Here is a 20,285-nt window from a genome sequence, read left to right as displayed (position 1 = left end):
CGAGTGTCAGCCGCTAACCTTGACTTTCCCGGGAACGAACTTGGCCCTCATTTTTACACCGAGACCTCTAAACAGGCTGAGACTATGCATAAATACCTCGCGTTCCAGAATGGACGCCACGGCGATATAGACCGGTAAAATGATGATTCCAAGCACGAAGGCCCCCAAAATAACCGAAAGATAGGAGTCGAATGAATAGCCTACAAGATTGTTCAGATAAATGATTCCTATAAATACGGCGATATTCGTAAGCCATCTGCGGAACGTAATCCAGGGGCTTCGCTCCAGCAGCCTCCGGTTGGCATACAAAATAATATCCGTGGAGCGGTACAGCAGCGCGGCCACCGTACCCAGCAGCACGCCGTAAATGCCCAGGAACTGCACCAGAATCAGCGAAGCGGCCAGATTGATCCCGGATTCGAGCAGCGTACGGGTCAGCGTATTTTTGAAATGTCCGGCGATATTGATGACATTGTTCGCGGATGAACGCGCGTTGATCAGCAGCTTTTGTACCACGAACAGGACCGGGATCCAGTAGAGCACATAATCGACGTCGTTGACGCCGGATGTGTATAGAGTGATAAACGGCAGAATCAGAATATAAGCGACGGTCATCAGCGAAAAGACAAAGGCCATGAAATACAGCTCGTACGCGTCGTACAGCTTGATGAATTTCGCCCGGCCCTCATGATAGCTGTGTCCCAGAGCGAACCGGACGCTCGTATTGACCGTATTGACGATATTGTCGATGATGGTAAAGATCATGTTGTACATCACGTATACGCTGACGATTTTCAGATTGGTGAAAAAGGTCAGCACCAGCACATCGGTGTTCCGGAATATCATATAGGACAGCTCATGGACGAGCACGAAATTTTTCTGGTTAATGGCCGCAAGATCGGGCTCCTTATTAAAATCCAGCCATTTATAATGCCGGTTCTTGTAGATATGGAAGGCAACCATCTGAAGCAGCGTCACGGCAAAATAGGAGGCCTGCACGAGCACGATATCCACGCTTTGCAGCAGCAGCACAATTCGCACCAGGTTGTTGATGATATTCCCGATCGTGACGACGGAGGTATCCACATAGCTTTTGCCTTCAGCCTGCAGGTACACCCTGAATTTTCCCTGATAGTAATAATTGATGGCGCCGCCGAGGCCGTTGAACAGGACAATGCCCATGACCTGCCACATGCCTAGCTCCGACTTCACTGCGAACGGATAAATCGCCGCAATGGCGATGACGGAGAGCAGATAGTAAAAGCCCGTTTTTTTGTAATACATCGCGGTGGCGGACAGGATGGAATTGACGCTTTCCCGGTTGTTCTGCGCGATCGGCTTGTACAGCGCCTGAAGCGAAGCCGCGCCTACTCCCGCTTCCAGCAGTGCCAGGTAGGCAATGATCTGGACGACGGATGACACAAGACCGTTAGCCTCCGACCCGTAATTGATCATAATCAGCCGGGGAATGAAGATGCTCAGCACGATGGTGATCAGCTGGCTGCCCAAGCCGAAGACGAGGTTAAGAATGCTCCGTTTAGCTTTCATGGCCCCTCCTTGCGAAAACGGCTGGGGTAATAGCCGCCGCTTCTTCCGCATTTTTGCTTTTCCCCAAATAGTGATCCAACTTTTCAAAATGCTTCTCTGCCTGTCTGGCGAGAACGGAAACATTCAGCCGGTTCGTGTCAAAGCTGCGGACGACCGATTCAGGCTCCAGCGATTCCATTGTTTTGAGATCGGCATAGGCTCCCGTAAAATGGGCGTCGTTCATGACATTGATGGTCTTATCGCTGTAGGCGACTGGAAACACCGGTTTGCCGAATACCCAGCCGAGAATCATGGCATGGAAACGTGTCGCGATAATCATACTGGAGGAGGCTAATATGCCAATGGCTTCTTCCAGATTCGTCTTGTAAAAATACAGGGAAGCGTGATCCGCATAAGGCTGCGGAATTAAGGAAAGGATGGCGCTCGCCGCGTCCTCGTCCCCTTCATGTTTGCAAAAAGACATTAGCTTCACCTCATGCCCTTCCTGAATAAAGGCAACGGCGATATCTTTGATTTTGTTGTAGTACATTGAGTCCAGATCTTTAAGGCTATCGCGGGCCGAGGGTTTGATGACGGAAATGACGATATGCTTCCCGCTCTCCGGATGAGCCTCTTGCGGATGCTGAAAGATAATATCCGGCGCCAGTCTCACATTGCCCAGATCCTTATACAGTTCGTGAGAGTATTGGTCCCGGAAGCAGATATCGGTATATGTGGAGAACAGCTCTCTGTACTTTTCGTAGAACAGGTCATCCTTATAGGGGCCAAAATTGGCACCAAGGACGTAAAACGGTTTTTTCGTATCAAAAACATCCAGCTTCCATGAGTAATCTCTTTTCCAGCTTTCCCCCTGCATATACATGGAACCGCCAACCTGGACGACTCCGTCACAGCGTCCGGCAAGCCTCTTCAGAAGGATTTTTTGAAGATCAACATCATCCAATTTCTTCAAAAGCTTTCGGACACCGCGAACCCAAACCGATTCAATCGGGTACACGGAAAGGTTGGGCAGCGAGGCCAGGCACTGCTTGTACTCCTTCCGGGCGGGTAGAATAAAGCGGGTATCCGGATATCTCTCGCAGAGCACCTTGATAAAGAGATCATCGCCCAAATTTAACTTCGTGTAAGCGTGAATCATGATTCTTTTCATTTCTTCATCCCTTCCGTTAATTAAATATGGGCCGTTCCATATCTTACGTTTTCGGATAACCGAAATCGGCAACGAATAGGTTGTTCTCATGGAGAAGGGAAAGCTGATCGGAAAATTTCTGAAAACCGTTTTAGCTTGTTCCAATTCTAAGATAAACTTTCTTACGTTGGCAATAATAATGCAGAAAATGACAACTTTCGGAGCAACGGTATCCTCCCAAGAGACACCTTGCTACTAATCCTTTGGAGGGTTGTGGAAGGATTCGCAGAAATATAAGGCCAAACGATAGGCGCGAAGCTTATCAAGTCTTATATTTCAAAAAAAGGACTCCGTCTTAAGTAAGACGAAGTCCTTAAATGTCCCGGTCCGGCGGAGGAATTCCGCAGCAGGGCTATCCATGATCGATCGATTGCAGCATCAGAACGGATTTGGCGACCAGAGTGTCGTGGTGGGTGATCTCGATTTCCAGCTTGCAGGTCCGGCGGCTGCTCTCGAGCAGCCTTGGCGTCACGATAACGGAGTCCTCAATCTGGACCGGCCGCACAAAATAGGTGGACATATTGTCGAGCACATGATCGCTGCCGGTTATATCCTTGGCCGCCTTGAATGCGGAATGCATCATCAGCGTGGAAATAACCCCTTCGGATATCGTGCCTAAATCCGTCGCCATCTGCGGGGTAATAAAGCCATGAAAGAACAGCTTGCCCTCCTCGCTGCGCTCCTCGGCAAACCCGTTCCAAATGAGATGGTCGAAGGTCTCCCCGAGCTGCGGCTGATTGCGCACATCCCTCAGGCTCCGGAGCACTTCTTTGCGGGTAAGCGAGCCGACCAGCTTGCGGTTGCGGTCAATAATGGGCAGGAAATCAATGCCCTCCCACATCATGATTTGGGCCGCCGAGGCCAGCGATGTCTGCAGGCCCGCCGTAATCGGACCGCGGACCATCACCTTCTCGATGGTCTGGTCCTCCGGAACATCCTCCACATCTCGGCGGCCGATAATCCCGATGACGCGGTTCCATTCATCCGTGACGGGAAACCGCTGTTCCCCGCTCTCTTTGGAGAGACGGAGCAGCTCACCGGCTGTGCTGGATATCTTGAGCGTGTTGATTCGCGGCTTGCGGTCGACAATATCCTCGACAAGCATAATCTTTTTCTTGATCAATCTATCAAAAATCGCGCGGTTGATCATATAAGCCACGGTAAAGGTATCGTGGCGCGAAGAGATTACCGGAAGATCTAGCTTGTCCGCCAATTCCTTCACCTCGCGGCTCGTCCCGAAGCCGCCGGTAACAAGCACCCCCGCGCCCTGCTCCAGCGCGAGCGAATGCACATCGTCGCGGTTGCCGACGATCAGCAGGCTGTCCGCGTCAATATAGCGGATCATGGCGTCGATCTTCATTGCGCCGATTACATATTTATGCAGAGGCTTGTCCAGTCCGTTCGCGCCTCCGAGCACATGTCCCTCGACAATGTCAACCACATCGCCGAACGTAAGCTGTTCTGAGATGCCCCGGGGCTTCTTCTCCACCCGGACGGTTCCAATACGCTCCTTGGTAATGACAATCCCCAAGTTCTCCGCTTCCTTAACCGCCCGGTAAGCCGTTCCCTCGCTGACAGCCATTTCCCTCGCCAGCTTGCGAACCGATATTTTAGCGCCCACCTTTAAGTTTTCAATATGCTGCAGCAATTGTTCGTGCTTTGTGACTGCATCGCCTTGATTTTCCAACTGTTACACCCCCGACCCCAAAACTGTACTACACTGTATCTGTATTGTAGTCGCAATCGGGTGCGAACGTCAAATGATTCGTGAGTCTCTTGCCGCCTGCGGCTTCGGATCAACTCAAAACGGCCCGCCGGATCATTACCGGACAGGCCGTGCGCCTAAAGGGCTATAGTCTTTGGGCCGCTCTGCCTTCTTCGTCCCATTTTCCCTGCCACATCTCAAGCTTCGCCTTGCGCACCGTTTCCAGACGCTTCGCCTTCTCCTCGTCCACCCCGATAATAAAATGCAGATGGGCGGCAATCACGAGCAGGGCAAAAGCGACCCACAACGCCCCAAACACGAACACCGGCGCCGGCCCGTCCGGCGACAATCTCGGCAGCGCATACAGCAGCATGACCAGCGCCAGGATCAGGTAGAGCACATGCTTGAACTTGTTTCTTTTTCTCATTTCTTAGACAGCTCCTTCGTAAAGAATCTATACTCTACTCTATGAGCGCACCGTCCAGATTATGAGACAAGTCGTAGCAAAATGCCGCAATTCGGAAGTCCGCCGCCATTTTCCCAATAGACGCCCTAGACGTCCGCTCCGTACAAATGCTCCAGGCTTCCGGAAATAATCTTGTTCACGTCCTCGATGACGACGCTTAGGCGGCGTTCCGCTTCGAACAGACGGCGGATGCCAAGGTTCAGGTTCAGCACCTCGAACAGCTTCTCCATCTTCTCCATCTCTTCCGGAGCCGGCATTTCCCCGGCCATCATCCGCTCTTGAAGCTCCTGCTGGCTGCTGCGAAAATGGTTCAACATCCTGCTGCTCTCCGGGTCGGCCTCCACCAGTTTAAGCGCGGCGGTAATGTCCGCCACCTCGCTGCTCTCCTTGATTGCCCGCGCCAATTCATGCGCCTTATCATAGATGTTCATGGCTTTCCCTCCTAAAAGTTGTGTCAGCATAACCTCCCATGTATCTTCGCAAAACCGGCTTCGAAAGCCTTTCGCTTCGCGCCTTAAATCTATGCCTGCCTTGTGAATAAGGGGACTCTCGGACGATGCGGCAATCACCAAGGGGCGTATGACTCCATATGATGAATGATATGTAGACCTCAGCTGTCAAACAGCCCGCATCACGCTGCTACCGGAAGGAGATCCACGATGTCAAAGCTAAAGATCCCGGTCCATACGGTGCACTCGGGCATTCTGCAGGAGAACGCTGTTATGCTCGGCGACCGGCTCATCAAAAAACTAAAAATCCCCGCGCACGGACCGGTCCATCTGGCCTTCGGTTCTTTCCGTCAAGAGGTTACTGTCATTCCGGCCCCTAAATCCGACAGCCTGCGCGTCAGCGAAGGCTTGGCGCGAAAGACCGGGTGGAGGGCCCGGAATGTTCTGAACGTCTCCTACATTGCCGGAAGCCGGCTGCTCCGGCTCGGGCCGATGATCGGTGTGCTCGTCAGCCGGGAGAATCCCGAGCATCCCGAGAGGCTGTTCGGTCCGATCACCCTGTTCTGCCGTGAATTGACGAACGCCTGCCGTGCGCAAGGAGCTTTTGTCTATTTCTTTACGCCTGAAGCGCTGGAAGGCGCCGGTTCTACTATTTCAGGCTGGGTGTATGACGAGGGCTGGAAAAGATCGAAGCTGCCCATCGCCGACGTCATCAATAACAGGCTAACGACGCGTAAAGCGGAGAATAAACCTAGCGTACAGCATTTTTTGGCGGAAGTAAAATCACGGTACGGCACCCATTTCTTCAATGAGAAATTTCTCGACAAGACCGAGGTGTTCGAAGCTCTGCGGCATGACCCCACCCTTCAGCGGTACTTGCCGGAGTCCCACTCGTTCAGCGGATTTGCGATCCTTAAGAAAATGTGCGGGCATTATCCCGTGGTGTTCCTCAAACCGGTCCGCGGCAGCCTCGGCAAAGGCATTCTGCGGATTTCCCGTGAAGAAAGCGGCGGCTACAGGCTGCTGTCCACGACTCCGCTGGGCACCCGTAAGCAGAACTATCCGAGTCTTGCCAAATTGTATCAAGCCATCGCCCCAAAGATGAAGACCACCCGCTTTCAGATCCAGCAGGGCCTGCCGCTGATGGAAATCGGACGCAGGCCGGTCGATTTCCGCGCGCTTGTGCAAAAGAACGGCGCTGGAAAATGGCATGTCACCTCGATTGTCGCCCGCACCGCCGGGAACAACCACTTCGTCTCGAACCTGGCCCGGGGCGGCAGCCTCAGTACTGTCCGCGAGGCGGTTGGCAAAAGCACTATCCCGCCCGGCGCCAAGGAAAGCGCGAATCTTCAGCTGCCCCGGGCGGCGCTGGCTATAGCCAAAGGAGTTGAGGCCCACATCCCCGCCCATTTTGGCGAACTGGGCATCGATCTCGGAATGGATCAATCGGGCCGAATCTGGCTTCTGGAAGTCAATTCCAAACCATCGAAGAACGACAACACTCCGCTGCACGAAACAAAGATCAGGCCATCCGTCAAACAGATGATCCAATACTGCCGCTACCTTGCCGGCTTATAAAGGAGGACGCTATGCCTGTGAGCGAACTGGGCTGTCTCGGCGTCCTAAACGGAGGGGGCAGCAAGGATTCACCGGTGGCCGAACCCGTCTTCTGCAGCCTGCTCTGCCGGGCCGCCCCTAAATACGGTCTGCGCGTTATCCTATTCACGCCGGATGGCGTGTCGGAGGATGGACGGACGGTGAGCGGGTTCATCCGGAGCGGCCAAGAATGGCGCGCAGCGACATCGGCGGCGCCAGACATTGTATATAACCGGATGTTCTGCCGAAGTCCGGAAGAAAGACGCAGCACCTCCCGTGCCCTGAATGCGCTGACGGGCAGCCTGGCATGGTCACGGGGGCTGCCGGACAAATGGAAGGTGTATGAAATATTGCAGCGAAACCGCAGAGCATCCGCACTGCTGCCCGAGACTAAACGGTATGACGGCAGCCGCAGCCTGGAGCATATGCTCGCGGAAAGAGAAGACGGGGTCTTCTTGAAACCCCGGGCAGGCACACACGGAAGGCGTACCCTGCATGCGGCGCCCTGCGCAGCGTCGCCCGGAGGACTTCTTGTAAGAGGCCGGGACGGTCAGAACCGCGAGATCATCCGAGGCTTTGAGGAGCGCCGCAGGGGGCTCGAATGGATTGACCGCTTTATCGGCGGCCAAGGCTTTATCATGCAGCCGTTCCTGCAATTGAGCGGCAGCGGCGGACAGCCGTTCGATCTCCGCGTGCTCATGCAGAAGGACGGCGGCGGACGCTGGACGCTCGCCGGCATGGCGGTCCGCCTTGGCCTGCGCGGGTCGCTCACCTCGAACCTTCACGGCGGAGGAACCGCAGTGCATCCCTCCTCCTTTTTGCGGAAGCAATACGGCGGGGCGGCGGAAGAAATTTTAAGAGAGCTTACGCTTGCGGCCGCTTACCTTCCGCCGCTGCTGGAAGCTGGCTGCGGGCGGCTCGGCGAGCTTGGGCTTGATTTCGGCATCGATCCCGGCGGCCGAATCTGGCTGCTGGAAGCGAACTCCAAGCCGGGCCGTTCGGCCTTTACGCTAACTGGCGATCAAGACGCAGCACGGCGCTCGGCCGAAAACCCGCTTTCTTACGCAAGGTATCTGCTGCTGACACGGCGGCGACCTCTCCGCACAGCCGCAGGCGGGTACGGATTATCCGGAAAATTGATATCTATGGTGCCTAAGGAGGATTCATAAATGGGTCTCACATTTTGCAATGTCCATTTCACCAAGCAGCCCCAAAGGGTCGTATACATCTCGGGGTCGCTGATGAAAAGCCTGAAGTTGTCCGGGAAGAAGAACATCCGGCTGCGGCTCGGCAAAGACGCCATTCCGGCGGTGATTAAACCGATTAAGCGCGCAGGCAAGCATCTTTTTCTGGCTTCGGGCGTTCAAGATGCTATCAAAGTGCCTAAATCGGGCAGCGTCTACTTACGGAACCTTCAGAACGACGAGGTTCAGCTCGGCCCGCTCGTTGGAGTCCTGTCTGACGGTCCGGCTGCTCCGGGTCAGCCGTTCGGTTCACGAACGGGCTTCATCAAGCAGCTGCTGCGCCAAGGCAGCAATATGTGCTACATCTTCGCGTTCATGCCCCGTGATATTAATTGGCAGCAGGAGCGCGTGTATGGTTACTTTCTGACGGAGAGCGGCAAGTTCGAACGCAAGATGGTGCCTCTGCCCGATGTCGTCTACAACCGCCTGCCCAGCAGGCGGGCGGAAACCTCCACGGCAATCAACCAGCTTCGGGAACGGTTTACCCGCAAGAAAATCCCTTTTTTCAACTGGAGCTTTTTCGACAAATCCGATATTTACCGGCTGCTTGAGGGTGACAGCTTCGCGAGCCAACACATCCCCGAAACGCACAGCAGCCCGGAACCCGACTTGATTAAGGATATGCTTGAGCGCCATCATTTTGTCTACTACAAGCCCTCGGCCGGCAGTCTAGGCCACGGCATTTACCGCTTGACCTATCTGCCCAAACGAGGCTATTTCGCCCGTTACCGCCAGGGAGGCAAAAATGTGCTGCTTCGCTTCTCCACCTTCGAGAGTCTGATGCGGCAGCTGCGGTCCCGAAATGGACGCAGCCTGAACAGCTACGTCGTTCAGCAGGGCATCCGGCTGATCGAAATCGACGGCTGCCCGATCGACTTCCGGTTCCATATGCATAAGAACGGCAATAACCAGTGGGTCGTGGTCGGGATCGGAGCGAAAAAAGCCGGGCGAGGCAGCGTAACCACCCATCTGAAGAACGGCGGCTCCCTTCTTACGCCGCAACAGGCCCTCGGCCGCGTATTCGGAGCCAAAGCGGACGAGGTGCTGCAGCGGGCGAAGCAGACGGCCATCCGGCTGGCGGAATCACTGGAAATCCAACACCGTCATCTGATTGGCGAGATCGGCTTCGATCTCGGCATCGACCAGGATGAAGATATCTGGATGTTCGAGGCCAATGCCAAACCCGGACGGTCTATCTTTCGCCATCCGTCCCTGCGCGCTGAAGGCAAGGCCTCCATCGAGCACATTCTGGAGCACTGCCTATACCTCAGCAAGTTCCGCAGGAGGGATGATATGTGAACATCCGGACAGATGACAAACCGGTCATCGCCATTCTGACGACCAGCGACAAGACCAGACTGTTCCGAGGCAATCATCAGAATTTTCGTGATATCATTCGCACCGGCAGAGAGCTCGGCTATCTCGCCTATGTCGTTACCGTTCGCGACCTGAAGCTGGAGAGCTCCACTGTTACCGGATACGTTCCGGGTCCGGGCAGGTCGTGGACCGCCGTCCAGCTGCCTTTCCCGCAGATCATTTACAACCGCATCCCAACCCGTGAGGATGAAGCCAAGCCCGCGGTGGCCCGTAAAATCGCCGAATGTCTGGAACACCCGGGCATTCGGCTGTACAATCCGTACTTTTTTAATAAATGGAGTCTATTCGAATGGCTCAAAGGCTCGAACGCCACTTCCCGTCATGTGCCGGCTACGAGACGGCTGAGAAGCTCACGAACACTGTCTTCGATGCTGAAGACCCACACCAGCCTGTATCTCAAGCCGGAGAGCGGCAAAGCCGGAAAAGGGATCATGCGGCTTAAATACTATGCCGATGGCGTTCTGCCGTACCGCCTGCAAATCCAAACCGGGAAAAAGAACGTAACGTATAAAGCGGCGTCGTTGGAACGCCTGTGGACCCGCATCGGAAAGGAACGCAGCGGCTCCCTTTATATTGTCCAGCAGGCGATTGAGCTTGCGACCTGTAAGGGGAGACCGTTCGACCTGCGCGTGCTTCTGCAGAAAAACGGCAGAGGCGGATGGGCGGTAACGGGCATCGGCGCAAGACTGGCGGGTTCCCGCAGCATTACGACCCATGTCCCGCGCGGCGGCAGCGTCGAAGACCCGTCCAAGATGCTGGAAGCGACGTTCGGCCCCGAACGGACCGCATCCATCCTGAAGAATCTCTCTTCCACCGCCCTGCTGATCGCACGGCAGATCGAGCGCGCTTCCGGCTATACGCTGGGCGAAATGTCCATGGACCTTGGAGCCGACGACAAAGGCGGACTGTGGTTCTTCGAAGCCAATTCCCGGCCGATGAAATTCGACGAACCGGACATCCGGAAGCTCTCGCTGGAACGAATCTTCTATTACAGCCAGCACCTGGCCCGCCAAACCGCAATCATCCCGTAAAGGACGTGACAAACCAGATGCGGATATCCCCCATATTTGCCGCCGGCGTGGCGCTTACTCCCGGACCCTCAGGCGCGTCAGCCCTTTGCCTGCAATCTATAGAGCCGCCGTTCGGAGATGACGGAGCAGCAGTGCAGGCGGCGGAGCCGAGCCGGGCATCCATTTTCATGCAAGGAGGTGAACTCCTGTGCCAGAGCCCGTCTTAGGTATTCTTACCCTATACCTGAACAACGCTAAGCAGCTCGAAGAGAAAAGCGTATACAGCAAAATGATCACCCAGGGCAAACGGATCGGCCTTGATGTCTTCGTGTTCACGCCGATGGATGTCGATAGCGGAAAGCAGCGGATTAATGCAATGGTATTCGATCCCGGAACGGGCAGATGGAGCCGTAAATGGCGGACCTTTCCCGACATGATCTACGACCGCTGTCGCATTCAGCGCAGCGAGCGGTTCCAGCAGCTGCTGCGCTTCCGCTCGCGTTACAGTCATCTTACCTTCCTGAACCGTCCGCTGCGCAACAAATGGACGATTCATCAGACATTCTCGCAAAAAGGCCGGTTCCGGCCGCATATGCCGGTTACACTGCTGTACCATTCTTCCTCGGATCTGCATCAAATGCTTAAGGCCAGCCCTGTAATTTATATCAAGCCGATAAACGGCACCGGCGGAAGAGGCATTCTGCGCATCGAGCGGCTCAAAGAGGCTCGCGGAATGTTCGATATCCAGGGCCGCCGCCAGAATCGCCGGATTATCCCGCCGCGCAAGGTGTCGCTGCCTCGGCTCGAGTCCATCGTACGCCAATGGTGCATCGGCGGTCGTTTCCTGATCCAGCAGGGGATTCCACTGCGCCTTCCGAACGGCCGATTCCACGATTACCGGATGCTCGTTCAGAAGAACAGCGAAGGCAATTGGGAGCTGACCGGAATAGCGGGCCGTGTAGGGGCGGCTAAAAGCGTGACCTCCAACCTGCACGGCGGCGGGCACGCTGTAAAAGCGGAGACGCTGCTCAAAGAATGGCTGGGCAGCAGCGAAAAAGCGGCAAAAACCTTGCAAACAGCCGAGCAGCTCGGACTGGATGCCGCTTCATTTCTGGAAGACAGCTTCGGCACTTTATGCGAGCTGGCGCTTGATCTTGCCATCGACCGGGAAGGCAGAGTCTTCGTGCTGGAGGTCAACCCCAAACCGGCCCGCGAGGTGTTCTCAAGAGCCGGCGAAAGGGACACCTACCACAAAGCGCTTCAGCAGCCGCTGGAATATGCGCTTTGGGTGTACCGCACGAAGCTGACGCCTTCATCCTCGAAGAAAATCGAGGAGTAACAGCCGAGCGAAAGTGCCGGCGGCACAAGACCCCAACAAGCGAACCCCTCTCCAACGCCTTGGGCGTGGTAGACGGTTCCATGTTGGGGTCTATTCGGTAGAGCGTCATCCACTTCAAACGCAAGTGATTTCCCAAATCAAAAACGGCAGGCGGCCTGTTCCATCCGGAGCTTGCCATCCTGCCGTTCGTTAACTTTATGCGGTTAGCCCGGTGCACGGGCAGCCTCTTATGAAAGATTGTTCCCCGGCGCGTCAGACGCCCAATCTTCCCGGTTCCTCTCATTTTGCCTGATTAAAGCTCTCAATCAACTCGTCGAGAATGTCCCGGCTGACCATCTTGCCTTTGAAGTTAATCAGGTTCTCCGAGCTTCCGGAGAAAATGCAAGTCGGTTCATATTTTCTGAGAATGATCTTCTCACCATCGACAAAAATTTCAAGCGGGTCCTTGATATCGATCCCCATTGTGCGGCGCAGCTCAATCGGAATAACGATACGTCCCAACTCATCCACTTTTCTTACAATTCCTGTTGCCTTCATCCCAGTATCCCCCTCGATATAACACTTTTTATAATCATTTACATATGGAAACGCTTAAGTCCCATTAAGAGTTAGAAGTGTTTTCACTCTAATTTGAATTGTAAGGTGCTGAATCTTTCCTGTCAAATCATATTTCTACATTTTTTGATACATATCGACAAAATGGATAAAATATTTTTGCTCAAATTCGACAAATTTCCAGTAGATTACTAAAACTTAACCTAAAATAAGTAATATTTATAGCATAATTCCCAAATAAAAAAGAGCAGCGGCCATGAGGCCACCACTCCTAGCTGTCACTTTACGCTTGTATTTTTCTCGGACACATTGCCCTTTAAATCAACGGAAGCGTTATATGACAGCTTGTTCAGCGTCTGAATAATCTTCTTGTTATAATTTGCATCCATAAATACCGGCTGGCCGCGCGTGATTTTGACCGGCGTTATACTCGCAGACAGCTTGTCCCCGGCAATTTGAAAATTGGCCAGCATTGAATCCAGCGTCTTCTCTCCGCCCCGCGTGGAGCGGTTGAATACAAAGTTTCCCAGCGAATAATAGATGGGCTTGTGCTTGTAGTACTCAATACCCATCAAGCAGTGGCTGTGCGATCCGATAATGAGATCCGCTCCGCTGTCGATCATCTGTCTGGCAAGCTTACGGGATTCTTGCAGCGGATAATCCTTGAATTCCTGATTCCAGTGAATGTATACGACTGTAAAATCACTGTCTTTGGCCGCTTGCTTGATCATGCTCAGCAGCGGCTCCGCGGTGTAGGCTGAGGCCGCTCCCGGTTTGTTCTTGCCCGCATACCACGAAGGGCCGGACAGCACATGGCTTACGCCCAGCACGGCGATCTTCTTGCCGTTCACAGTCTTGGTGTAAGGCTTGAACGCTTCCTCTATATTCCGGCCCGCTCCCGTGCGGCCTATCCCATAACTGTCCAGATAGGACAAAGTGTCCAGCATCGCCGTCTGCCCGTAATCAAGGATATGGTTATTCGCCACGGTCACCCCGTCAATTCCGGCATAATTTAACCCAGCGAGCGTACCCGGCTTGGACCGGAACACGAATGTTTTATCCGACGCCTGGCCTCTTGTCGAAACGGGCGTTTCCAGATTGGCGAAGGCTACATCCGCTTGCTTCAACACAGGCGCCACTTTGAGGAAGGGGTAGTTTACCCCGTATTTTGCAATCTGATCGCCGACATAACCGTCAAGCAGAATGTCACCGGCGAACACCAGCTTGACGCCGTCCGAAGCTGCTGCTTTAGTGGAAGCGGATGCCGCCGCTCCAATCCCTGCCTTCGTATTTAGGACCAGCATTATCACAATGATGATTGCTGAAATTTTTCGCAAATGGATCCCCTCTCTATTATCTATCGCTCTTCATGCAGACAATCCCAACACCTATCCTATTCTACTATATCGAACCATTCTATTAAAGTGCTGGAAGAAAGGACCCAAAAACAGTCCCATAATCCACATCAAAGTGGAATATGAGACTGTTGTTTCCGATTCAGAACATCTTCTTGCACTCCTGATCTTCCTTGAGAATCTCGACGGCTTCTCTAAACCGCTGCGAATGTACAACTTCCCGCTCCCTAAGGAATTTGAGACTGTCCTGCAGATCCACATCATCGGTCATGTTGATCAGCCACTGGTATGTAGCCCGTGCTTTTTCCTCTGCGGCAATGTCTTCGTACAGATCGGCAATCGGGTCCCCTTTGGCCTGAATATAGGTGGCCGTCCACGGCATGCCTCCAGCATTCTCGTAAAAAAGAGCCGAGTCATGGTTGGCATAATGGGCGCCGAGTCCAGCCTCCTTCAGCTGCTCTACGGTCGCGTCTTTGGTCAGCTTGTAGACCATGGTTGCAATCATTTCCAAATGGGCCAGCTCTTCCGTTGAAATGTCGGTAAGTAACCCGATAATCTTATCCGGGATGGAATATCTTTGATTCATATAGCGTAGAGCGGCGGCCAGCTCCCCATCCGCGCCCCCATACTGCTCGGTCAGATATTTTGCCATCCGGATGTCGCACTTGCTCACTCTTACCGGATACTGCAGCTTTTTTTCATATATCCACACACGCATAACCTCCCTTTTCGCTTCGTTTAGGCTTGCCTAGACCTGCCAGGGCCAGGGGCTCTGATTCCATTCCCAAGGGCATTTCGAATAAGCGCGCCCAAAGTTTTGCAGCGGACCGTACAGCTCCTGGAACTGTTTTGCCAACCGGGTGCGCTCCTGGGTAAGCTGGTTAAACTGCTGGATGCTCTTCAGATCGGTCGGATGAGTATCCAGATACAGATTCAGCTCCACCAGCGCAAAATCAAGCGTCTGCAGCTGCTCCAGCAGCTCATAGTAACGGCGATCGTAGGGATTCGTATCCATCTCTTAATTCCCCCCTCTGATTTGAGGTGAATACGGACTAAACAGTGCAGGCCAGAGCGTACCGAATCTCAGCGCCTCCGGAAGACTGAACTGCGGCAGATTGGGCGGTTGAAAGCCAAGAAACAGATGAGGCGGAACAACATAGGTCTTGTAAGGAATCGGCGGGCAAGGGTCGAACGGCCCTCTAAACGGCGTATAGAAGCGTTCTTGAGATACCTGGGGATTCAACGGTTGGGCATTTAACGGCTGGGGATTCGACGCCTGGAGATTGGAGACCAGAGGGTTCGGCGCCTGGAGATTGGACACCAATGGATTCGGCGCTTGGAGATTTGACACCAATGGATTCGGCGCTTGGGGATATAATGCCTGGGGATTGAACGCCTGGGGATTCAACGCTTGAGAATTCAACGGTTGAGTGCTCAACGGTTATTCCTCCTTCGCTTTCTTCCTGGCTTGTAAAGCTAAGCCACACGGGAATATCTTCGTAACTAATTTATGAGGTCCGTGCGCCAATAAGACGTTTTTCTGGAAAATTAAAAAACCCGCCCCGTAAAAAGCGCCATTTTAGCGCGGGGCGAGTCTTGCGGGAGTATGAATATGCAGGATGCGCTTCATTTCATTATTCGTTCTCAGTCTGAGCTTCGGCCGGCTCTTCTTCAAGAGGCGCAGCCTCCCGGTGAATATTGATCCGGGTAATCCTGAGCCGGGTGGATTCCTCGACCTCGAAGATAACATGATCAACAACTTTGCGTTTTCCTTTGGCCGGGTTTCCTTCGAGTTCCTTGAACAGCCAGCCGCCAATCGAATCGACTTCGTCATCCTCGATCTGGATGCCTATGAGGTCATTAACATCCTCTATCAGCATCCGGCCGTCGACCGAGATGTAGCCTTCTTCCTTATATTCCACGTCGGGACGCTCATCTTCGAACTCGTCATGCAGATCGCCGACGATTTCTTCGATTATTTCCTCCGCAGTAAGCAGACCTGCGGTACCGCCGTATTCGTCCACGACAAGCGTCATCTGGGAATGATTCTTCTGCATCAGCCTCAGCGCATGGCTGATTTCGATCGATTCCGGCACATTCAGGATCGGACGGACCAGAGTCGCCAGATCGCCCTGCTGCTCCCGGGAAGCAAGCAGAAAATCGGTAATATGCACAAAGCCGATAATCCGGTCCTTGTCCTCAAATGCCACGGGATAGCGGGAATGCTTGGTCTCCGAGACGATCCGCATGTTATCATCCACGGACAGGTTCGTGTATAGGCAGTCCATGTCTGTCCGGGGAAGCATCACCTCGCGGGCCAGACGGTCGGAGAACTCAAATAAATTGTCCATCAGCTTCATTTCGTCTTTATCGATCACGCCGCTCTTCGCGCTCTGATTCATCAGAATGCGGATCTCCTCCTCGGAGTGAGCGGCCTCCGCTTCGCTGACCGGCTCTACGCCGACAAGCCGCAGCAGCCAGTTCGCCGACGCGTTCAGTACCCAGATAACCGGGAAGAACAGCTTGTAAAAGAAAATCAATGGAGCTGAAAGCAGCAGCGCGGAGCCCTCTGTCTTCTGGATCGCGAGGGATTTGGGCGCAAGCTCGCCCAGCACTATATGTAAGAAGGTGATGATGCAGAAGCCGATGACAACCGATACGGTCGAAATAAAGGTATGGTCCGTGACCCCCAGCTTGAACATCAGCGGCTCCACAAGCAGCTCCGAAATGGCCGGCTCCCCTACCCAGCCAAGACCAAGCGAGGCCAATGTAATGCCAAGCTGGGTAGCGGACAGATAAGCGTCAAGCTGACGGTTGACTTTAAGCGCATAACCCGCCAGTTTGTTGCCCTCGGTTTGAAGCTGCGTCAGCCGGGATTGGCGAACCTTCACGAGCGAGAATTCCGCTGCCACAAAGACACCGTTAAAAAAGACGAGCACCAGAACTAGCAGAAGGTTAAGTACTAAACTTCCTATCTCAAATTCCGTATGCACGATAACAACGCCCCATTTCTACAAATTGATCGCTTTCCTCGATTTAAAATTAATATCCGGGTAGTACATTTCTTTCACCAACAGATTGGGGCCGCAGCAGCCGGCATTGGCGCAGTGGCAGTTAACCATTTGATTAAGCGGATGCTCATTTTGCCATTTTGCAAAAATATCATCCAGTCTACTCTCGGCGATATTCCCGAATGCGGGTATGTCGGCAAAATCCGTAACGAACACGTCACCGGAAAACATGTTGACATTGACTCGATTGCGGCCGTCCGGATCATTTCGTACCGTTACGTTCTTCTCGGACTTCAGCCGACGCAGCAGCTCGTGGTCCTCCTCCAAGATGCTGCATGCAAAAAAAGGCAGTGTCCCAAACAGCATCCACATCTCAGGATTCCGGCGGTCAAGCAGGGAATGGATGGCGGCGCCAGTCTCCTTCAGCGGCAGAACCGGAAGCGAAGACGCGAAATTGGAGGCGTACATCGGATGAACTTCATGCCTGCAGCAGCCCATTTCTCCGATCAGCCGGTGAATTTCCGGCAGCTTGCCGTGTGTCCGGTAGTTGATCATGGATTCCGCCGAAATGAACATGCCCTCCCGGCTAAGCCGCTGCGCATTCTCCAGCATTGTGTCATATAGGCGATAAGCGGTCTCTTTTGCCACGGAATGGTCGCTCCCCGCGAAACCTACCTCATGAAAATCGTCGCCGTTCACATAGTTGAACGAGATATGCATAACGTCAAGATAAGGAAGCAGCTTCTCATACCGGAAATACGGCATCGTCAGATTCGAATTAATCTGTGAACGCAGCCCCCGCTCCTTCGCATATTTGAGCAGCGGCACGATGATATTGTCCACCGTATCCGCGCGGAACATCGGTTCTCCGCCGGTAATGCTGATCGTCTCCAAATGCTCCACTTGCTCCAGGCGGTTCAGCATGTTCTCAAGCGGCAGCATCTCGCCTTCCCGTGTCGTCAGACTGTCGCCGACCGCACAGTGCTCGCAGCGCATATTGCACAGATTCGTCACCGTCATTTCCACACTGGTGAGCATATGCTTACCGTACCTTTGCAGAGAGGAGATCGGATCCCAGGGATCGTAACTGGGCGATAATTCCTTGGTAATTGAGGCTGGCGGTTGAAACCTATTCATGTATAGTAACTCCTTCAGAAATTCCGTCTTACCCTATATCATACCATGAACTCTAAAAAAAACCGCATCTCCCCGCAACTTTGAGCCCGTTTCGCAGAGGCCGGACCGGTCAAAAAACAGAATGCAGCGAAAGACGAGAGCGAAAGCCTCTCCGGCTGGAGGCGCCTTCTTCCCCGTTCCCGCTGCATGGCGGCCCGGCTCCACATAAGACTCTCGGCGACTGCTTTTTCAAGTATCCGTCACTATTCCACCACGCTGGAAATGATTACGGACAGGGTCTGGCGCAGATCGAGTTCATAAGGAGCGATCTTCTCTCTCTCCGGGCCTTCAACGACCCTTACAACGGGTCTGTGGGGAAGACTCGGGTCGATCTTGACGACCACTCCGGACTCCCCGGTGCTGAGTTTGACACCCAAGCCAATCGGGTAAATCGCCACACGGTCACGAAAAATCTCCAGCTGCGGCTGCTCGTATAGCGTACCCGAACCGACATAAAGCGCCTCTACCGCCTGGTGCGGCAGCATGGCCTTTTTATAGACACGGCTGGAGGTCATGGCGTCATAGGAATCGGCCACGCCGATCCATTTGGCGTATTCGTGAATCTCAGGGCCGAGAAGGCCGCGCGGATAGCCGGACCCGTTAATCCGCTCATGATGCTGCAATGCGCAATGGGCGACAATCAGGGGAATGTTCGGCTCGTCCTTTAGAATCTTGAATCCGATCTCGGTGTGCGCCTGCATGTGCCGAAATTCCTCATCGTTTAGCATGCCCGGTTTTTGGACGATTTTGACCGGGATCTGCGTCTTGCCAATATCATGGAGCAGAGAGCCCAGGCCGAGCATTGTTAATTCGCTGCGGCTGTAGCCGTGAGCAATTCCGAGCACCAGGGTATAAAGGCATACGTTCAGTGAGTGGGTATACAGGTAATTGTCGGTAGTGTGCATGTCGTGCAGCATAATCATCGGATCTTCCTGTCCGGACATATCGTCAAGAATGGAATCCATAATTTTCGAGAATTTTTTATCCAGATGATAAAAGCCTTTCGTAATGCCGGAAGAGCTCGACATTTCCTGAAACTGAGTGCGTATTGTCTTCAGCGCCTGATTACGAGTATCGTCCTGAAGCATATTCGGAATTTCCACATCTTCCGTCAGCGCATCATGAATATATACATAGCCGATATCTATCTTGGACAAGCGGCTAATGAGCGAACTGTTCAGCACCACACCGTCCGAGAGCAGCACCAGTCCTTCATCGTTGTATATTTTTCTGCCCAGCCTCATCCCCTCTTGAAGCCGGTTGATCGGTACCAAACGCAACTTGGCTCACTCCTGCCTTAAACGGTAATTGGGTGCCTTGCTATAAATTTATGATCATTCCAATATCTATACCGTTACTGCTGCATACAGCAAGCGAGTCAATTATCCATTGTTATAACGTCGCCGCGGCAGTAGATATCAGCGCATTACGAACAGCCAGAAACAGGCGGCCAGTACAAAGCGGTAGATGGCAAAATGGGTGAGCCGGATTTTTTGAATCAGACGCATGAACAAAATAACGACGACGTAAGCTACAACGAACGAAACCAGAAATCCGATCGCAAAGATTCCAATCATATCGCCGGTAATCTCCTTATACGAATCGAGCAGTTCATACCCTGAAGCAGCGCACATGATTGGAATGGCGATCAAAAAAGAGAAGTCGGCCGAAGCCTTATAGCTGACGCCGGTCAGCATACCGCCAGAGATCGTCGAGCCGGACCGCGAGAAGCCAGGCCACAGCACGGAAATAATCTGATACAGTCCGATCGCCAGGGCCTGTCCGTAGGATATGTCGTCCATTTCTTCCGCGGTGACCCGAATTTTGCGCTTGTTGACCCATTCGGCAATGATCATCAGAATCCCGCCTGCGACAAGCGCCCACAGCACCGTACTGGCTCCAAACAGGCTCTTGATAAAATCTCGGGCGAAAAAAGCCACGGCCAGCGCAGGAACGATGCCTAAAATGACATGGATGAGGTTAAGCCGCGAGCGGGGCATAACGCCCCCTCCATCCCTTTTGCGGCCGATTCCCAGCAGATCGAGTATGCGGCGACGGTAGACGAGCGCGATGGCGAGAATCGCCCCCAGTTGAATGACAATTTCAAACGTCTTCATCAAATCACTCTGTTCGTTAAATTGAAGCAGCCGTGAGGTCAGAATCATGTGGCCGGTAGAGGAAACAGGAATAAATTCGGTAATCCCTTCAACAATGGCTAGAATAATGGCTGTAATCGTGTCCATATTGGCCTCCTAAACAGTTCTG

At 53.4% G+C, this 20,285-nt stretch carries 20 protein-coding genes; 5 read left to right on the top strand and 15 right to left on the bottom strand.

What is annotated here, in order from left to right:
* Positions 1-6 precede the first annotated feature (6 nt).
* The 5 genes from VK70_RS05345 to VK70_RS05325 all read right to left on the bottom strand — a co-directional run bounded on the left by VK70_RS05345 (position 7) and on the right by VK70_RS05325 (position 5,339).
* Entirely contained in the window at positions 7-1,548 is a 1,542-nt protein-coding gene (locus VK70_RS05345) for a lipopolysaccharide biosynthesis protein (RefSeq protein ID WP_025693794.1), read from the bottom strand.
* A complete protein-coding gene (locus VK70_RS05340; RefSeq protein WP_158454050.1) occupies positions 1,538-2,698 on the bottom strand; it encodes a polysaccharide pyruvyl transferase family protein in 1,161 nt (386 codons plus the stop codon). The genes VK70_RS05345 and VK70_RS05340 overlap by 11 nt, the downstream gene beginning before the upstream one ends.
* Positions 2,699-3,089: 391 nt before the next feature.
* Positions 3,090-4,424, bottom strand: coding sequence for a DRTGG domain-containing protein (locus VK70_RS05335; RefSeq protein WP_046722940.1), 1,335 nt, complete (start codon positions 4,422-4,424; stop codon positions 3,090-3,092).
* Between the two features lie 163 nt (positions 4,425-4,587).
* Positions 4,588-4,869, bottom strand: a complete 282-nt coding sequence (locus VK70_RS05330; protein ID WP_025700306.1) for a hypothetical protein — start codon at positions 4,867-4,869, stop codon at positions 4,588-4,590.
* A gap of 125 nt (positions 4,870-4,994) precedes the next feature.
* Positions 4,995-5,339, bottom strand: coding sequence for a YlbF/YmcA family competence regulator (locus VK70_RS05325; RefSeq protein WP_025700305.1), 345 nt, complete (start codon positions 5,337-5,339; stop codon positions 4,995-4,997).
* A gap of 228 nt (positions 5,340-5,567) precedes the next feature.
* Between VK70_RS05325 and VK70_RS05320 the strand changes: the two genes are divergently transcribed.
* From VK70_RS05320 to VK70_RS05305, 4 genes are read left to right on the top strand one after another with little or no spacing between them, the layout of a single operon-like run.
* Positions 5,568-6,935 (top strand): YheC/YheD family endospore coat-associated protein, encoded by a 1,368-nt coding sequence (locus VK70_RS05320; protein ID WP_025700304.1) that lies wholly within the window; start codon positions 5,568-5,570, stop codon positions 6,933-6,935.
* An 11-nt stretch (positions 6,936-6,946) separates the two neighbouring features.
* Positions 6,947-8,122, top strand: coding sequence for a YheC/YheD family endospore coat-associated protein (locus VK70_RS05315; RefSeq protein ID WP_052755981.1), 1,176 nt, complete (start codon positions 6,947-6,949; stop codon positions 8,120-8,122).
* Positions 8,123-9,496, top strand: coding sequence for a YheC/YheD family endospore coat-associated protein (locus VK70_RS05310; RefSeq protein WP_025698113.1), 1,374 nt, complete (start codon positions 8,123-8,125; stop codon positions 9,494-9,496).
* Positions 9,493-10,605 carry a YheC/YheD family endospore coat-associated protein gene (locus tag VK70_RS05305; RefSeq protein ID WP_025698110.1) on the top strand — a complete coding sequence of 371 codons (1,113 nt, stop codon included), beginning with the start codon at positions 9,493-9,495 and terminating at the stop codon, positions 10,603-10,605. Before VK70_RS05310 ends, VK70_RS05305 begins: the two co-directional genes overlap by 4 nt.
* Here the strand turns inward: VK70_RS05305 and VK70_RS05300 are convergent.
* Positions 10,595-10,774 carry a hypothetical protein gene (locus VK70_RS05300; protein ID WP_025698109.1) on the bottom strand — a complete coding sequence of 60 codons (180 nt, stop codon included), beginning with the start codon at positions 10,772-10,774 and terminating at the stop codon, positions 10,595-10,597. The genes VK70_RS05305 and VK70_RS05300 overlap by 11 nt on opposite strands.
* Positions 10,775-10,792: 18 nt before the next feature.
* Between VK70_RS05300 and VK70_RS05295 the strand changes: the two genes are divergently transcribed.
* Positions 10,793-11,923 (top strand): YheC/YheD family endospore coat-associated protein, encoded by a 1,131-nt coding sequence (locus tag VK70_RS05295; RefSeq protein ID WP_025698108.1) that lies wholly within the window; start codon positions 10,793-10,795, stop codon positions 11,921-11,923.
* A gap of 279 nt (positions 11,924-12,202) precedes the next feature.
* Here VK70_RS05295 and VK70_RS05290 read toward each other — a convergent pair whose 3' ends face one another.
* The 9 genes from VK70_RS05290 to VK70_RS05250 form a co-directional block, all read right to left on the bottom strand.
* Entirely contained in the window at positions 12,203-12,460 is a 258-nt protein-coding gene (locus VK70_RS05290) for an AbrB/MazE/SpoVT family DNA-binding domain-containing protein (RefSeq protein ID WP_025698107.1), read from the bottom strand.
* Between the two features lie 296 nt (positions 12,461-12,756).
* The gene (locus VK70_RS05285) at positions 12,757-13,815 is read right to left on the bottom strand and encodes a CapA family protein (protein WP_025698105.1); all 1,059 of its coding nucleotides are present in this window, start codon (positions 13,813-13,815) and stop codon (positions 12,757-12,759) included.
* 160 nt (positions 13,816-13,975) lie between these two features.
* On the bottom strand, positions 13,976-14,545 hold the full coding sequence (locus VK70_RS05280) for a manganese catalase family protein (protein WP_025698103.1): 570 nt from the start codon (positions 14,543-14,545) through the stop codon (positions 13,976-13,978).
* 36 nt (positions 14,546-14,581) lie between these two features.
* The gene (locus VK70_RS05275; protein ID WP_025698101.1) at positions 14,582-14,848 is read right to left on the bottom strand and encodes a spore coat protein CotJB; all 267 of its coding nucleotides are present in this window, start codon (positions 14,846-14,848) and stop codon (positions 14,582-14,584) included.
* Positions 14,849-14,851: 3 nt separating this feature from the next.
* Complete coding sequence (locus VK70_RS29445; RefSeq protein WP_036641889.1) at positions 14,852-15,076, bottom strand: spore coat associated protein CotJA; 225 nt, start codon at positions 15,074-15,076, stop codon at positions 14,852-14,854.
* Positions 15,077-15,467: 391 nt separating this feature from the next.
* Complete coding sequence (locus tag VK70_RS05265; protein ID WP_025698099.1) at positions 15,468-16,826, bottom strand: hemolysin family protein; 1,359 nt, start codon at positions 16,824-16,826, stop codon at positions 15,468-15,470.
* Positions 16,827-16,844: 18 nt separating this feature from the next.
* Positions 16,845-17,981 carry a radical SAM/CxCxxxxC motif protein YfkAB gene (gene yfkAB / locus VK70_RS05260; protein WP_025698098.1) on the bottom strand — a complete coding sequence of 379 codons (1,137 nt, stop codon included), beginning with the start codon at positions 17,979-17,981 and terminating at the stop codon, positions 16,845-16,847.
* Between the two features lie 242 nt (positions 17,982-18,223).
* Positions 18,224-19,300 (bottom strand): HD-GYP domain-containing protein, encoded by a 1,077-nt coding sequence (locus tag VK70_RS05255; RefSeq protein ID WP_025698097.1) that lies wholly within the window; start codon positions 19,298-19,300, stop codon positions 18,224-18,226.
* A gap of 138 nt (positions 19,301-19,438) precedes the next feature.
* Positions 19,439-20,263 carry an undecaprenyl-diphosphate phosphatase gene (locus VK70_RS05250; protein WP_025698096.1) on the bottom strand — a complete coding sequence of 275 codons (825 nt, stop codon included), beginning with the start codon at positions 20,261-20,263 and terminating at the stop codon, positions 19,439-19,441.
* Positions 20,264-20,285: the final 22 nt, after the last annotated feature.

Source organism: Paenibacillus durus ATCC 35681, from assembly GCF_000993825.1.
In the GTDB taxonomy this organism is placed as follows: domain Bacteria; phylum Bacillota; class Bacilli; order Paenibacillales; family Paenibacillaceae; genus Paenibacillus_AQ; species Paenibacillus_AQ durus_B.
Note: the sequence above shows the minus strand (reverse complement) of the source record. Positions and strands in the feature narration are given on the sequence as shown.